This window comes from Trabulsiella guamensis ATCC 49490 (genome assembly GCF_000734965.1).
Lineage (GTDB): Bacteria > Pseudomonadota > Gammaproteobacteria > Enterobacterales > Enterobacteriaceae > Trabulsiella > Trabulsiella guamensis.
Genome location: NZ_JMTB01000170.1, coordinates 1 through 1,081, shown reverse-complemented (window position 1 = coordinate 1,081; position 1,081 = coordinate 1). Strand labels below are relative to the sequence as shown.

The following is a 1,081-nucleotide window of genomic DNA, read 5'->3' as shown; positions in this document are numbered from 1 at the left end:
CACCGTGATGCGGCCAGAAGCGCCCGGCACGATGGAAACCGCCTTCCGGAATGGCTCGCACTTCCAGTACCGTGACGTCAGCCACCGTGCTGAATGCCCGCTCATGGTCCTGCTGTATCTGGGTAACCAGCGTGGCCTCACCGGACTGAAGGTTTGCACCGTCGCCGGACGCGTTGTCTGCGACGCCGTTGGTTTCCTGGCTCAGTCCGGCAGCAGGCACCGGGTCAGCAGCGATGACCTGAGTGGTACCCGCAGGTTGTGATACCTGACCGTTAACATCAGGAGCCGGTGCCAGCGGTGCCGGGACCGGCGTGCCAGTCTGATTCTGCCCGCCTTCGGCATCTTTCCTGACCGGTGCCTTTGCGGAACGTCCGGCCGATCCTCGGGTCTGCTTTTTCGCTTGTTCACTCACGTTTCAAACCTCTTTTAACAGGCGTTACAGGCGGCGTTAATCCGGCTGTAACGCGGGGATGATGGTACTTTTTACGTCAGCGGATCACTCTTCAGGTGCCGGTGGGACCGGTGGCGCTGGCGGATTTTTCACGAAAGGCGAAATCAGCAGCTCAACATCCTTGTAATAGATGTTGGAGCCGCCGCCGTCGGCGGTGATGGCTTCAATCAGCGCCTTCGCCGCGCCACGGTTGTTCTTGCCGACAACCAGCAGCGTCGGGTTCATCCCCAGCGGATCGCCGTTTGAGTTCGGAATACCCATCATGGCGGACACGGCCGCTTCATAGTTCGCTTTGGTCAGTGCAGCTCTGGAGCCCACGCAGGTCTGCCAGAAACCGAAACCGACATTGCTGCGCCCGTCAGTACCGTAGGCGAATTCGTTTTGCAGGAACACGCGCTCGCTGGTGAGATCGTCAATGGCAACAAAGTTGAACGGACGACGCTCCTGATAAATGATGGGCAGCAGGGCATGCGTGGCATCCACCAGGAACCACGGCTCACCGGTGTCCGTCAGCGGGTTACCGACGACGTTGGAAACGGTGGTAGTGCCGACCGGATGGTCGGTGTCAAAGAAATACTGGCCGTCATAGCACGTGGCGCTGAAGCCCTTGCACAGCAGTTCAAAGGCGAG

1 protein-coding gene and 1 pseudogene are annotated in these 1,081 nt (G+C 59.8%); both read right to left on the bottom strand.

Annotation, left to right across the window (positions count from 1 at the left end; all coding sequences use genetic code 11):
- A pseudogene (locus tag GTGU_RS23350) lies at nt 1-412 on the bottom strand (hypothetical protein); the annotation flags it as partial.
- An 84-nt stretch (nt 413-496) separates the two neighbouring features.
- Nucleotides 497-1,081, bottom strand: a 585-nt coding sequence (locus GTGU_RS23345) for a Mu-like prophage major head subunit gpT family protein (RefSeq protein WP_038163560.1), incomplete at its 5' end; no start/stop codon positions are given.